The organism is Arthrobacter sp. Z1-9, from assembly GCF_054792695.1.
Genome location: NZ_CP096456.1, coordinates 2,234,093 through 2,247,583, shown reverse-complemented (window position 1 = coordinate 2,247,583; position 13,491 = coordinate 2,234,093). Strand labels below are relative to the sequence as shown.

The following is a 13,491-nucleotide window of genomic DNA, read 5'->3' as shown; positions in this document are numbered from 1 at the left end:
GACTCTACCTACTCGCCACGGCAAGGCCTTCCAAGCCCACCAGGCGGCGCGCGGTGGCCTCGTCCAGGATCAGGTCCGTCGCCAGGCGCGCCGCCAGGGCACCCTTGAGCCCATTGATCTTGGATACGCCGGAAACTACGCAGATCCTGCGCCGGACCTGCCGAAGTTCGGCGAGCGCCGGGCCCGTGGACCGTTCGTTAAGTACAATCCCGTCCGAGGAACCGTCCGCGCGGAAGAACACGGTCGCAACGTCACCGACAACATCAGATGTGGACAGGATGCTGAGGTCGTTCTCGTCCAGGTAACCGCCGGCGTAGACGTGGCTGGGAAAATCGGCATCCACCGATCCGACCCCAAAAATCGCGATGCTCATCTTCGCCTGGAGTTCAAGGATCCGCTGCACGCTGCGTTCATTCCACATGGCGGTCTTGGTGGCGGCGTGGTCGAAAAATGCCGGAACGGGGAACTGCTCCACCCGCGCCCCATAGGCGCTGCCGAAGCGGCGCATGATGTCGCTGGCATACGTAATGCCCGTTGTGTGCATATTGCCGGCGCCGTTCAGCTGCACCACCACACTGTCGTGGGTAATTTTCCTCGTCAGGTGACGGCTGACGGCACTAAGGGTGGAACCCCAGGCGACGCCGATGATCGCGTTGGAATCCACCAAGGGCCCGATGGTCCGGGCGGCCTGCATCGCCACCCGGTCCAGGGTTTCAGCCTCGTTGAGGGTTTCCACGACCGGCACAACATGGGCGTCCACCCCGTACCGGCGGCGAATCAGGCTTTCCAACTCCGGCCCTGTATCCAAGGGGTTGCGGATCTGGACCTGCACCAGCCCGGAATCCCGGGCGGAAGACAACAACCGGGAAACAGTCGAGCGGGACGTCCGAAGCTCGCGGGCGATGGCATCCATCGTGAGGTCCTGGAGGTAATACATTTGTGCAGCCCGAAGGGCGTCAGCGTGCCGGGAAGGGTCCATGGGAACTCCGTTCTGCACGTTTGTGCATAGTGCTTGACGCCATTTTCCATTACTCCAAACAATAGATGAGAACGGCGGATCACTTTCTGTCTCCGCGCCGCACAAAGCCCCAAGGGAGTCGTTTTGGGACCCAAGGATTCACCCGCCCGCACCGCCGCGCCAAAGTCCGGAGGGCAACGTGCATCAGTCCACAACCTGCGGCTCCGGCCGCACGCAAAAGTGCTGGTGGTAGGAGGCGGAATCAACGGCGTCGCAACATTCCGTGACCTCGCCCTGCAGGGAGTCGACGTGGCACTCGTGGAACGTGGTGACTACTGCCAGGGGGCCAGCGGTGCTTCTTCACACATGATCCACGGCGGCATCCGCTACCTGGAGAACGGCGAGTTCCGGCTGGTCCGGGAGTCGGTGGTGGAGCGCAACAGGCTGCTCCGGATCGCACCGCACTACGTCAAGCCGCTGCAGACCACCATCCCCATCTTCAGCACCTTCTCCGGAGTGCTCGCCGCGCCTCTGCGCTTCCTCACCCACAAGCAGCAGGGCAAGCCCAAGGAACGCGGCGCTTTCCTCATCAAAATCGGCCTCAGCCTGTACGACTCGTTTTCCCGTGACGGCGGCACGGTGCCGCGGCACCAGTTCAGGGGACACAAACGCGCCCTTGCCGAGCTGCCCGAGCTCCGCCCTGACGTCAAGTACGCGACCACTTACTTCGACGCTTCCGTCCACAACCCCGAGCGGCTCACCCTTGATGTCCTCCAGGACGGCGAAAAGGCCGGACACTCGTCCGGCGCCAACCCCCAGGGAAGTACGGCCCGTGCCAGTAACTACCTGTCATTGAAGTCCATGACCGACGAGCCCAACCGCGGCACCGGCAAAGGAAGCACCGTCCGGTTGCGGGATGAGCTGACCGGTGAAGAATTCAATTTCACTGCCGACGTCATCGTCAACACCACGGGCGCCTGGGTGGACCTCACCAACGAAGCCATGGGAGCAGCCTCCGCGTTCATGGGCGGAACCAAGGGTTCGCACATCGTGCTCGATCACCCTGAGCTCCTTGCCGCCTGCCGCGGACGCGAAATCTTCTTTGAACATACCGACGGCCGGATCGTGCTCATCTATCCGATGGGTGACCGCGTCCTCGTGGGAACCACTGACATTGACGCGGACATGGCCCAGGACGCCGTCTGCACGGATGAGGAGATCGAGTACTTCTACGAACTCATCAGCCACGTCTTCCCGAATATTTCCGTCAAGCGCGGGCAGATTGTCTACACCTTCTCCGGCGTACGGCCGCTGCCCCGTCATGATGAGACCCAGCCCGGATTCGTCTCCCGGGACTACCGGATCGAACGCTGTAGCCCCGGGAGCAGCGCAGCCGGGGCGGGCGCCGTCGTCCTCAGCCTGGTGGGCGGCAAATGGACCACCTTCCGGGCACTGGCTGAACATCTGGCCAGTGACGTGCTCGCCGAACTGGGCGTTCAGCGCAAAGTGTCGACGGCGCAGCTCGCCATCGGCGGCGGCGCCGGTTTCCCGGCCGACGAGGCGGGCGTGCAGAAATGGATCAAGGATCACATGACCGCCGGCCGTGACGCGGACCGGACCGCCGGCCTGCTCACCCGCTATGGAACCAGGGCAGAGACGGTGATGGCCCACCTCGACGGCGGTCCGGACCGTCTGTTGCACTCCACCCGCGAACTGAGTGTGCGTGAACTGGAGTTCATGGCCGCCCATGAGCAGGTTGGACACCTCGTGGACGTCCTGATCCGCCGCACTTCCCTGGCCTTCCGGGGCCTTGTGACAGGCGAGGTGCTGAACGAGGTGGCTGAGGTGCTCTCCGGTCCGCTGGGATGGGACGCCGCAGCACGCGCAGCTGAGATCCGCCACGCGCAGGACGTGCTGCAGCGGTTCCATCGCGTAGAAACGCACAGCCTGGTCGCATAGGACAGGCTGGCCGCCGGGAAGCGCAACGGTCCCGGCCAACGGTCCTTCAACCCGCGAAGGACTGACAACAGAAAATAGAGGAGTCAAAGATGTCTCTTGGAATAGTTTTTCTATCCGAAGTCTTCGGAACGGCGATGCTGACCCTGCTGGGTTGCGGCGTCGTCGCCAACGTCGCCCTGCGGGGGACGAAAGGCAACAGCGGCGGGTTCCTGATGGTCACCTGGGGGTGGGGCGTGGCAGTTTTCGCGGGTGTCTATGTGGCCGCGAAGTCCGGGGCGCACCTGAACCCGGCCGTGACACTTGGCCTGTTCGCTAATGGAGCTGACCAATACGCCCCCGATGTCGCGGTTGATTTCGCCTCCACGCTGACCTACCTTGGCGGAGAACTGCTGGGTGCCTTCCTTGGTGCCGTGGTCTGCTGGCTCGCCTACAAGCAGCATTTCGACGTGGAAGAGGAAGCTGCGAGCAAATTGGGCGTCTTCTCCACCGGCCCGGCCATTCGCTCCACGCCGTGGAACCTCGCGACCGAGATCATCGGAACCTTCGTCCTGGTGTTCGTCATCCTCACGTTTGGCGGCACACCCTCGGGCCTGGGACCACTGGCCGTGGCACTGCTCGTGGTCGGCATCGGCGTATCCCTGGGTGGCCCCACCGGCTACGCCATCAACCCCGCCCGTGACCTCGGCCCGCGCATTGCCCACGCCCTGCTGCCCATCAAAGGCAAGGGTTCCAGTGACTGGGGCTATTCCTGGATTCCAGTCGTTGGTCCAATCATCGGCGGGGTCCTGGGCGGCGTCGTCGCCCGGCTGGTGCCGATCATTGCCACAGCAGCAGCCTGATTCCTTTACCTAACCACCGCTCAAAATCATCCCGAAAGACAAGGACGTCATCGTGAACCAGTATGTAATCGCCATCGACCAAGGCACCACCAGCACCCGGGCCATCATCTTCGACCACAGCGGCAGCATCGTCTCCTCGGGCCAGATGGAACACGAACAGATTTTCCCCAAGGCCGGCTGGGTGGAGCACAACCCTGCCGAGATCTGGAACAACACCCGGGAGGTCATCGCCTCTGCCCTGTCGAAGGCGAACCTGACGCGGCACGATATCGCCGCCGTCGGCATCACCAACCAGCGCGAAACCGCCGTGGTGTGGGACAAAACAACGGGGGAAGCCGTCTACAACGCCATCGTCTGGCAGGACACCCGTACGCAGGACATCGTGGACGAGCTGGCAAAGGACGGGGGAGCGGACCGCTTCAAGCAGAAGGTGGGCCTTCCCCTCGCCACGTACTTCTCGGGTACCAAGATCAAGTGGATCCTGGACAACGTGGACGGCGCACGCCAGAGGGCCGAAGCCGGCGACCTGGTGTTCGGCAACACCGACGCCTGGGTCCTGTGGAACCTCACCGGCGGGGTGGACGGCGGCGTCCACGTCACCGACGTCACCAATGCCTCGCGCACGCTGTTCATGGATCTGGAGACGCTCCAGTGGGATGAGGAAATCCTGGGCATTTTCGGCGTTCCGCGGTCCATGATGCCGGAGGTCAAGTCCTCCTCGGAGGTGTACGGCACCGTGCACACCTCGCAGCTTCTCCGCGAGGTTCCGGTGGCCGGCATCCTCGGCGACCAGCAGGCAGCCACTTTCGGCCAGGCGGCGTTCGAGACCGGTGAAGCCAAGAACACCTACGGGACGGGCTGCTTCCTGATCTTCAACACCGGGGAGGAAATCGTCCACTCCAAGAACGGCCTGCTGACCACGGTGGGCTACAAGCTCGGGGACGCGGCACCCCACTACGCCCTCGAAGGCTCCATCGCTGTCACCGGCTCGCTGATCCAATGGCTGCGGGACAACCTGGGCATGATCAGCAGCGCCCCGGAAGTGGAAACCCTCGCCGCTTCCGTGAAGGACAACGGCGGCGTGTACATCGTTCCCGCATTCTCCGGGCTCTTCGCGCCCTACTGGCGTTCCGACGCCCGCGGCGCCATCGTCGGCCTCACCCGGTTCGTCAACAAGAGCCATATTGCCCGGGCAGCGCTGGAATCCACAGCCTTCCAGACCCGCGAGGTGCTGGACGCCGTGAACGCGGACTCCGGCGTGCCGCTCTCCGAGTTGAAGGTCGACGGCGGTATGGTGGCCAACGATGCGCTGATGCAGTTCCAGGCAGACATCCTTGGCGTCCCCGTGATCCGGCCGAAGGTCGTGGAGACTACGGCGCTGGGCGCTGCCTACGCCGCCGGCCTCGCTGTCGGGTTCTGGAAGGACCTCGGCGAACTGTCGTCCAACTGGTCCGAAGACAAGCGCTGGGAGCCCCGGATGGACCAGGCCGAGCAGGACCGGCAGATGCGGCTATGGAAGAAGGCCGTGACGAAGTCCATGGATTGGGTGGACGAGGACGTGCGGTAATGCCGCGCCGGTAACTCAGCCGGTCTCACCTTCGCAGCGGTGCGGGGCTGGGGCGCAAAGGAGGCCGCCCCTGCCCCGCCCGCTTCGCGGTGCCCACCACACCCGGGCGAGGGGCGGCCTCCTTTGCTTGCCGCGGTTCTCACCACACCATGCCGGGGAGCCCCGGCCCTTTTTGCCGGGCTGATCAGCCTGGTCTTGGTGGGGCCGCCTCCCTTGCTATTTCTGTCAGCAGGCTTCGCGTACGGCTGGCATTTCCGTTACTCCTCGTGGGGTTCTACTGTTCCTGCGTTGCCGTCGACCGTGACCAGTTGGCCTGTTCGGAGCTCCTGGGTGGCGGTGCCTGTGCCTACTACTGCCGGGATGCCGTATTCGCGGGCTATCAGGGACGCGTGGGCTGCGAGGTTTCCGCCGTCTGTTACGACGGCGGCCGCGTGGGCGAAGAGGGGAGTCCAGGCCGGCGCGGTGGCCTTGGCCACGAGAACCTCGCCGGGTTGAAACGCGGAAAACTCCTTGGGGCCTTCCACCACGCGGACGCGGCCGCGCGCCCGGCCGGGGCTTGCGGGATGGCCGACCAGGGCGCCAGGCGGAACCTTGCCGGCGCTACGCGCCGTGTTGGCTATCCGGTCCAAGGTGTTGCCGAGCATCGGAAGCTTGCCCAGCATCAGCGGAGCGGCAAGTTTCCGTTGCCGGAGCCAGTCCCTGCGGCGTTCGGCAACGTTGCCCTGCTGTGGCGGGGCGTCGGCCCGCAGGTCCTGCCGGGTCAGGAAGTACACGTCCTCCCGGCTGCTGATGACGCCCGCCTGTTCCAGCTGGGTTCCAATTCCTGCCGCACATTCCCTCAGCAGTGGCCAGCCCAGGGTGAAATCCCGCACCTGTTCCTCCCGGAGCAGCGCATAGTGCTGGGCAACTGCCAGTAGTCTGTCGAACCGGCCCAGCAGGCGCGGATCCTTGAGCAGGGAGCGGCAGGCTTCTTCGGCTGCTCGCCGCCGGACAGCCGCAACAGCAGGCCCTGGGGAAGCGCTGCCGGACGGAGCAGCAGGTGCTGGCTCATCGCCCGCCGTCGGGTGGTACCAGTCGAGGCTGTAGACGGCGTGGGGAACCCTGGGCGGCAAGGCCGGGGAGAGGCCGCCCAGCAGCACCTGGTAGCCGCCCCCGTCGTACAACCCCTGCTCCTGCAGGCCGGCAAACGCAGGAGCAAGGTGCCTGCGCCAGAACCTGGCCAGCACCATCTCCATTTTCCAGGCCGCCCCGCCCGTGACGGCGAAAAACCAGAGATATCGCCCGGCCGCGCGAGCCACCTGTTCAACGGCATCCATCAGCCCGGCCAGGCTTGCTGGCAGTGCCCCGCCGCGGTAGCTGTCGACCAGTATGCGGTAGGCCGGCAGGTGTTGGGTGCGCCACTCGGACTCAAGGTCCCGCAGGACGGCGCGGTCTGCACCAGCGGGGTCGATCATCGGGCGGACCACGGAGTTGAAAAAGTAGGGCAGCGAGCGCGGGGAGCCGCCAAAAACCAGCTGGGGGAGGGCGCGGGGTGTCGGCGGGGCCACGTAATACCAGCCGTTGACGCTGGTATGGGCCATCGGAACCCGAAGGCCGGCCGAACGGAAGACGGCGTCGTTGTAGGCGGAATCCATGCAGGGAATGATCCAGTCCATAAAGAGCGGCGTGACCGGTTCCGGCAGCCATTCCCCGAGCCGGAAGTTCGGCAGCCAGGCGCCCTTTCCCGGGGCCGGCCACGCCACCGGTTCCGGAACCGCTGTCATCGGACGCGCCTGCACGACCAGGACGCGGCCGGACCGGTCCACCGCCCACTCCACGTCCTGTGGGCAGCCGAAATGCCGTGCAACGTTTCCCGCCATGGTGGCAACCGCCGTCGCGCTTTCCTTTGACAGGACAGCTGCGGCGCCATGCTGGGGGCTGACCGATCCGCCGCGCGCCAACCACTCTTCCCCGCGTGCCGACCCTCCCACCAAATTTTCCCCGAGCCCCTTGACTGCGGAGATTACCGTCTCATCCCGGGCACCGGTCAAGGGATTTGCCGTGAAGGCGACGCCGGCAGCCGCGGCGTCCACCATCTGCTGCACGAGAACAGCCATCTGCCCGTGGTTGGTGCGTGCTTCATTTCGGGCGCCGGCGTTTGGTTCGGCACATGGGGCGGCAGTAGGCGGCAGCGATTCCTGGTACATCCGGACGCGGCGGGTGTCAGCAGAACCGAAACAGCGGATGACGGCCGAGGGGAGGTCCTCGCCAGGCACGTCAAGATAACTCTCATACATTCCCGCGTAGGAGGCGCCAGGCAGGTCCTCCGCTGCCGCCGAAGATCGGACAGCATACGGCCCGGGCCCGGCGGCTCGGGCGGCGTTTTGCAATTCGCGGTCCCAGGCATCCTGCCCGTCACCCGAACGCGCCGCCAAAACCGCGCGCGTGACGACGAAGCCGGAAGGAACGGGGAAACCCGCGGATTTCAGGTCGGACAATGCGGCGGCCTTGCCACCGGCCTCCGCCCGGGTCAGGTGGAGACGTCCGCCAAGCGGCGGGAAAAGGCCAGCGCGAGGGGATTCGGCACGGACGGCAACCTCGGGGTCATTGCCCATGTCACTGCCCGCGTCATCGCTCATGGAGTCACCTGCGGAGTTCGTAGCCGGATTGCCCTCAAGTCTAGTGACGGGGGCCGTCGGCAGTACAGGTCAGCACCGCAGGAGCCTGCGTGCGCTAAAGTGGTTCCATGCGTGCGATCCTTCTGCTTAGTTAGCCGCCCGGCATCCGAAACAACGGATAACCGAGCGGCAGCCCCTCCATGGCGAGGGGCTTTTGTGTGTCCGGGCCAGTTTCCGGGCCGTCAGCAGGAGGATCAGGCCGTTATGGCAGCACAGATGCCGTAACAGAACAGAAGAGGGCAGCAGTGGGCGTTCAGCCGGAGACAGAGACCGGAACAGCAACAGTGTCGGCGGAGGTGCCCGAGGAGGGCACGTACAGTTTTGCCGCCATGGAGGCCAAGTGGCCGCAGGTGTGGGAAGACCTCAAGGTCTTCACTCCTGTCGACGACGGGTCCCGGGAGCGGCGCTACGTGCTGGACATGTTCCCGTACCCGTCCGGAGATCTGCACATGGGGCACGCCGAAGCGTTTGCCATGGGTGACGTCGTGGCCCGCTACCTCCGCCAGCAGGGATACGACGTCCTGCACCCGATCGGCTGGGACTCCTTCGGCCTGCCCGCCGAGAACGCCGCCATCAAGCGCAACGCCCACCCCAGTGAGTGGACCTACGCCAACATCGAGACCCAGGCCGCGTCCTTTAAGCGCTACGCCATCTCCGCCGACTGGTCCCGCCGGCTGCACACCTCTGACCCGGAGTACTACCGCTGGACCCAGTGGCTGTTCAAGCGGTTCTACGAGCGCGGCCTGGCGTACCGGAAGGACTCTCCGGTCAACTGGTGCCCGAAGGACCAAACCGTGCTGGCCAACGAGCAGGTAGTCAACGGCGCCTGCGAACGCTGCGGCACTACTGTCACCAAGAAGTCGCTCAACCAGTGGTATTTCAAGATCACGGACTACGCGGACCGGCTGCTGGATGACATGGAGCAGCTGCGTGGCCACTGGCCGGAGCGCGTCCTGGCGATGCAGAAGAACTGGATCGGCCGGTCCGAGGGTGCGCACGTTAACTTCGTCATCGAAGCCGACGGCGGCAAGCCCGCCAAAGAGGTAACGGTCTTCACTACCCGCCCGGACACCCTGTACGGTGCAACGTTCTTTGTGGTGGCGGCCGACGCCCCGCTGGCCGTTGAGCTCGTCACCGACGAGCACGCCGCTGCCCTGGACGGGTACCGTGAGCAGGTCAAGGCTCTCACCGAGATTGAACGGCAGTCCACGGAACGCGAGAAGACCGGCGTTTTCACCGGCCGGTACGCCATTAACCCCCTGAACGGGGAGAAGCTGCCGGTGTGGGCTGCGGACTACGTCCTCGCCGATTACGGTACCGGCGCCATCATGGCCGTGCCGGCCCATGACCAGCGCGACCTTGACTTCGCCCGCAAGTTTGATCTCCCGGTGCGGGCGGTCTTGGATACCGGCGAGGAAGATCCGGCAGCCTCCGGAACCGCCACCGCAGGGGAGGGCACCCTGATCAACTCGGGCGACCTGGACGGCCTGCCCAAGGCCGAAGCCATCCCGGCCGCGATCGCCATCCTCGAACGCCAGGGCACCGGCGAGAAGTTCGTGAACTTCCGGCTGCGCGACTGGCTGCTGAGCCGCCAGCGGTTCTGGGGCACCCCCATTCCCATCATCCACTGCCCGTCCTGCGGGGAAGTCCCCGTGCCCGATGAGCAGCTGCCCGTCACGCTGCCTTCCAACCTCCGCGGTGAGGACCTGTCGCCGAAGGGCACTTCTCCCCTAGCGGCAGCCGAAGCATGGGTCAACGTTGATTGCCCTTCCTGCCACGGCCCGGCCAAGCGGGACACCGACACCATGGACACTTTCGTGGACTCGTCCTGGTACTTCCTGCGCTTTGTGTCACCGCAGTACACGGAAGGTCCCTTCGACCCGGAGAAAATCAACGACTGGATGCCCGTGGGCCAGTACGTGGGCGGCGTGGAGCACGCCATCCTGCACCTGCTCTACGCCCGGTTCTTCACCAAGGTCATCAACGATCTCGGGTTGATCGAAGCCAGCGAGCCCTTCAGCGCGCTGCTGAACCAGGGGCAGGTCCTGAACGGCGGCAAGGCGATGAGCAAGTCGCTGGGCAACGGCGTGGACCTTGGTGAGCAGTTGGACAAGTACGGGGTCGACGCCGTCCGCCTCACCATGATCTTCGCCTCCCCGCCGGAGGACGACGTCGACTGGGCGGACGTCTCGCCGTCGGGTTCGGCGAAGTTTTTGGCCCGCGCCTGGCGCCTCGCGCAGGACGTCGCCAGCGAACCCGGTATCGACTTCTCTTCCGGTGACCGCGGCCTGCGCTCGGTGACGCACCGGACCATTGCGGACGCTGCTGAACTGCTGGACGCCAACAAGTTCAACGTCGTCGTGGCCAAGCTGATGGAGCTGGTCAACGCCACCCGCAAGGCCATCGACTCCGGCGCCGGGGGAGCAGATCCGGCAGTGCGGGAGGCGGCCGAGGCCGTGGCAGTGATCCTCAGCCTCTTCGCCCCCTACACGGCCGAGGACATGTGGAGCGTCCTTGGCCACCCCGCCTCCGTGGCCAACGCCGGCTGGCCGGCCCACGACGCGTCCCTGCTGGTGCAGGACACCGTCACCGCGGTGGTGCAGGTTCAGGGCAAGGTGCGGGACAGGCTGGAGGTGTCGCCCGACGTCTCCGAGGACCAGCTGCGTGAACTGGCGCTGGCCTCGGACAACGTCCAGCGGGCCCTTGACGGGCGGGGCATCCGCACCGTCATCGTCCGCGCCCCTAAACTGGTCAACATCGTCCCGGCATAAGCCGGACCGGGCCGCCGGAATCCCGGCGGCCTGCTGTGACCACAGGAGGCCCCCTTGCCACATCGCGACGCCGCCGCCTGGCCTTGGGTCCGGGCGCGCCTTCTGGCCCGCCTCCGGAAGCAGGGAAGCCCTGCGCCTGAAGCGGGCGCCGTCGCACGTGTTGCCGTGGTAACCGACTCTGCCGCCGCCTTACCGGCTGACTGGGCTGCCGGGCTGAGCGGCGACGGGCGGCTGACCGTGATTCCGATGCCCGTGATGGTGGGGGACGAGATCTACGGCGAGGGCGACGACGACATTTCGGAGGCCATCGCGCTGGCCCTGGCCGGCGGGACGTCCGTGAAAACCTCCCGGCCCTCGCCCGGGCAGTTCGAACAGGCCTACCTCGCGGCCCAGCGCAAGGGCTTTGACGCCGTAGTTTCCGTGCACATCTCTGCCGGCCTTTCCGGCACGGCAGACGCCGCCCGGCTCGCCGCCGGCAGGGTGGGCATTCCTGTGGAAGTCGTAGATTCGGGAACCGTGGGCATGGCCTTGGGGATGGCCGTGCAGGAAGCTGTGCGCGTGGCCAGGGAAGGCGCCGATGCGACCGCAGTGGCCGCCGCGGCCGCCAATCAGGCAGCACGGACCAAGGTGTATTTCTACGTTCCGAGCCTCGAGCAGCTTCGGCGCGGAGGACGAATCGGGACGGCTGCTTCCCTCTGGGGCACCATGCTTGCGATCAAGCCCATCCTTGCGGTCGACGGCGGAAAAATCGTTCCGCTGGAGAAGGTGCGCTCAGCCGTCCGGGCAGTTGCCCGGCTCGAGGAACTCGTGGCTGCGGACGCTTCTGCCCGTACTGCCCCTGAAGTACGCCTTGCCGTCCACCACTTCGGCAACCCTGCGGAAGCGGAAAGCCTCGCCGAACGACTGGCGGTTGCCTTGCCGCAATGCCCCCCTGCCCAAATCAGCTCACTGCCGGCCGTGCTTGCTGCCCACGCGGGGCTGGGGGTCCTTGCCGTTATTGTGGGCGAGCACCTCACCGCGGAGTAAAACCCGGCCGTGCCCTGCCCGAGTCTAGGGCTCGACAGGAGCGCTCTGGTCATACTCCGCAAATAAGCGCTGTTGGCAGGGATTCCAACGCTGCCCGATAGTCTTGGTTAACCACGCCTGGTGCGTGACCTGGGAGCAGCGGGCAGGGTCGTAATGAGCTGGAAGAACTGGCCCGCGACCTAAGGAAGCTCATGAATGCGTATAACGTCTCAATCCCAGGCGACCTCCAGTGGTAGCCAAAACTACTCCCTCCAGGCCGCGCCGGAACAGGGTACGCCATCCCCGGTTCAGTGTTGGGGAGCGTGTCAGCTTCATTGAAGGAAGCCTCAGCGGCACCGGCGTTGTTGACGCCGCAACGGGGGACTACTCGATCGTCTGGGTCTGGACCGACGGCGGACGTGGCCGGCGGATGTTTTTCCAGGGTTGTGGCAGCATCATCTCATCCCTGGAGGACCAGCCGGAGTAAGCCCATTGGTTCCGGAGCATGACAAGGAGCTGCAGACCCAACGTTGTGGAATGCCGTCTGCAGTGACCAGGTAGCCGCCGCCCGAGCACGTGACTGGCCGGTGAACCGGAGAGGGGTACGGTGCGGACCGCAGAGACGCGCCGTCGCTCAGCTCGGGGTGCGGACTGCCGGGAGTGCAAGTCCCCTGATGCAGGAAGTTGCGACGGCGATGGGTTGTCAGTTCTTCGTGACCTTTCCACATAGCCGGTTGCCGCCTGTTTCCCGGATGCGGCCTGTCCCTAGCATGGGGGTATGTCACGCCGAAATGCTGGAGCACCTGGTGAACAGGCGCGACATGCCAGGTCCCGGCTGCAGGCTACCTTGGGTGACAATTCCCGCGGGCTGTTGCTCGGGGACGACGGCGGTCCTTCGTTTGAGTATCGCGGCCCCGGAACGGCCGGGGGAGAAAAGCCCGGCCATTCCCTTCCCGGCGACGAGCCACAGCACACGGACTCCGTCGACGTCGGCCCCGCCGTCCGCTGGCGCCTCAGCTTCCGGCTTGGCGTGCTCCTGGCCATCCTTGCCGTCGCTGCCGGCACCTGGTTCTGGTGGCAGGCCGCTTCCGGCCGGCCCGAGATCCTGCCACTGAACGGTGCCAACCCCGAAACTGCAGCGGCGGCGGCCGGGGACGGTACCGCGGAGGAGGACGGCGGCGGCAGCCGGGCCGGTCCGGAGACCAGTGCGCAGGAAAGCGCCCCTGCGGGGACTGTTGTGGTTCACGTTGCCGGTTCAGTCCTTCGGCCCGGAGTGGTCGAACTGCCCGGCGGTGGCCGGGTGCACGAGGCCATTGCCGCCGCCGGAGGGGCATCACCCGGCGCTGATCTGAACCGCCTTAACCTCGCCCTGGTTGTAGAGGACGGGCAAAAGATCCACGTCCCGCAGCAGGGCGAAGCGCTGCCGGCCGGTTCTGAGGACTTAGGAGGACCGGTTGCCGGTGACCCGGGGGAGGGGAACGCGGGGGGACCGGCAGGATCGAAGATCAACATCAATACTGCAGGCGTGGAGGAACTGGACGGATTGCCGAAGGTCGGCCCGGTGCTGGCACAGCGAATTGTGGACTGGCGCAAGGAGCATGGCCCGTTCAAGGCGGTCGAGGACCTTGACGCCGTTGACGGTGTCGGCCCGAAGATGCTTGAAGCATTGCTGCCGCTGGTGACCATATGAGACGAAGGCAACGCACCACGATGACGATGATCCTCGCTGGACACC

At 65.7% G+C, this 13,491-nt stretch carries 9 protein-coding genes; 7 read left to right on the top strand and 2 right to left on the bottom strand.

The window, feature by feature from the left end:
* Nucleotides 1–4 precede the first annotated feature (4 nt).
* Complete coding sequence (locus M1D93_RS10335) at nucleotides 5–979, bottom strand: sugar-binding transcriptional regulator (RefSeq protein WP_461171493.1); 975 nt, start codon at nucleotides 977–979, stop codon at nucleotides 5–7.
* 123 nt (nucleotides 980–1,102) lie between these two features.
* Here M1D93_RS10335 and M1D93_RS10330 point away from each other — a divergent pair, with 123 nt between their 5' ends.
* The 3 genes from M1D93_RS10330 (at nucleotide 1,103) to glpK (ending at nucleotide 5,323) form a co-directional block, all read left to right on the top strand.
* Nucleotides 1,103–2,917 (top strand): glycerol-3-phosphate dehydrogenase/oxidase, encoded by a 1,815-nt coding sequence (locus tag M1D93_RS10330; RefSeq protein WP_461171492.1) that lies wholly within the window; start codon nucleotides 1,103–1,105, stop codon nucleotides 2,915–2,917.
* A gap of 89 nt (nucleotides 2,918–3,006) precedes the next feature.
* Nucleotides 3,007–3,756, top strand: coding sequence for an MIP/aquaporin family protein (locus tag M1D93_RS10325; RefSeq protein ID WP_461171491.1), 750 nt, complete (start codon nucleotides 3,007–3,009; stop codon nucleotides 3,754–3,756).
* A 52-nt stretch (nucleotides 3,757–3,808) separates the two neighbouring features.
* Nucleotides 3,809–5,323: a glycerol kinase GlpK gene (glpK, locus tag M1D93_RS10320; protein WP_461171490.1), complete on the top strand. Its 1,515-nt coding sequence runs from the start codon at nucleotides 3,809–3,811 to the stop codon at nucleotides 5,321–5,323.
* A gap of 257 nt (nucleotides 5,324–5,580) precedes the next feature.
* Here glpK and M1D93_RS10315 read toward each other — a convergent pair whose 3' ends face one another.
* The gene (locus M1D93_RS10315) at nucleotides 5,581–7,941 is read right to left on the bottom strand and encodes a PEP/pyruvate-binding domain-containing protein (RefSeq protein ID WP_461171489.1); all 2,361 of its coding nucleotides are present in this window, start codon (nucleotides 7,939–7,941) and stop codon (nucleotides 5,581–5,583) included.
* A 284-nt stretch (nucleotides 7,942–8,225) separates the two neighbouring features.
* Here M1D93_RS10315 and leuS point away from each other — a divergent pair, with 284 nt between their 5' ends.
* The 4 genes from leuS (at nucleotide 8,226) to M1D93_RS10295 (ending at nucleotide 13,446) form a co-directional block, all read left to right on the top strand.
* Entirely contained in the window at nucleotides 8,226–10,751 is a 2,526-nt protein-coding gene (gene leuS, locus M1D93_RS10310; protein WP_461171488.1) for a leucine--tRNA ligase, read from the top strand.
* 54 nt (nucleotides 10,752–10,805) lie between these two features.
* Nucleotides 10,806–11,777: a DegV family protein gene (locus M1D93_RS10305; RefSeq protein ID WP_461171487.1), complete on the top strand. Its 972-nt coding sequence runs from the start codon at nucleotides 10,806–10,808 to the stop codon at nucleotides 11,775–11,777.
* A 229-nt stretch (nucleotides 11,778–12,006) separates the two neighbouring features.
* A complete protein-coding gene (locus M1D93_RS10300) occupies nucleotides 12,007–12,243 on the top strand; it encodes a hypothetical protein (protein ID WP_461171486.1) in 237 nt (78 codons plus the stop codon).
* A 291-nt stretch (nucleotides 12,244–12,534) separates the two neighbouring features.
* Entirely contained in the window at nucleotides 12,535–13,446 is a 912-nt protein-coding gene (locus M1D93_RS10295) for a ComEA family DNA-binding protein (protein WP_461171485.1), read from the top strand.
* The last annotated feature ends 45 nt before the right edge of the window (nucleotides 13,447–13,491 follow it).

What these genes read in the sequence shown, in the direction of transcription:
- M1D93_RS10335 (WP_461171493.1), bottom strand. Translation starts at nt 979, where the DNA reads ATGGACCCTTCCCGGCACGCTGACGCCCTTCGGGCTGCACAAATGTAT.
- M1D93_RS10325 (WP_461171491.1), top strand. Translation starts at nt 3,007, where the DNA reads ATGTCTCTTGGAATAGTTTTTCTATCCGAAGTCTTCGGAACGGCGATG.
- M1D93_RS10315 (WP_461171489.1), bottom strand. Translation starts at nt 7,941, where the DNA reads ATGAGCGATGACGCGGGCAGTGACATGGGCAATGACCCCGAGGTTGCC.
- M1D93_RS10295 (WP_461171485.1), top strand. Translation starts at nt 12,535, where the DNA reads ATGTCACGCCGAAATGCTGGAGCACCTGGTGAACAGGCGCGACATGCC.